Below are 241 nucleotides of genomic sequence, written 5' to 3' on the forward strand. Positions count from 1 at the left end.
GCCGTTTGAGTCAGCTTCTTTAACTGTCTTCGCTGGGGTCAAGACTGCCACTGAACCATCTGGGAAGGTTACTGTGGCTGTGCCGTCGTTTCCTACTTCTACCTTACTTGCTGTTGGGTTAGCTTTCTTAACTTCGTCGGCTACCTTAGCTTTTTCAGCATCTGTAAGAGCTGATGGGTTCACTACTGGGGTGATTGCTGGATCTTTAGTTGCTACCATTGGATCGCTTGCATCTGATGTT

Annotated in this window: 1 pseudogene; it reads right to left on the reverse strand. The window is 47.7% G+C overall.

What is annotated here, in order from left to right:
* Positions 1 to 219: pseudogene (locus HMPREF2728_RS08675) on the reverse strand (hypothetical protein); the annotation flags it as partial.
* Positions 220 to 241 lie beyond the last annotated feature (22 nt).

The sequence above is a fragment of the Streptococcus sp. HMSC061D10 genome, from assembly GCF_001808865.1.
Classification (GTDB): Bacteria; Bacillota; Bacilli; order Lactobacillales; family Streptococcaceae; genus Streptococcus.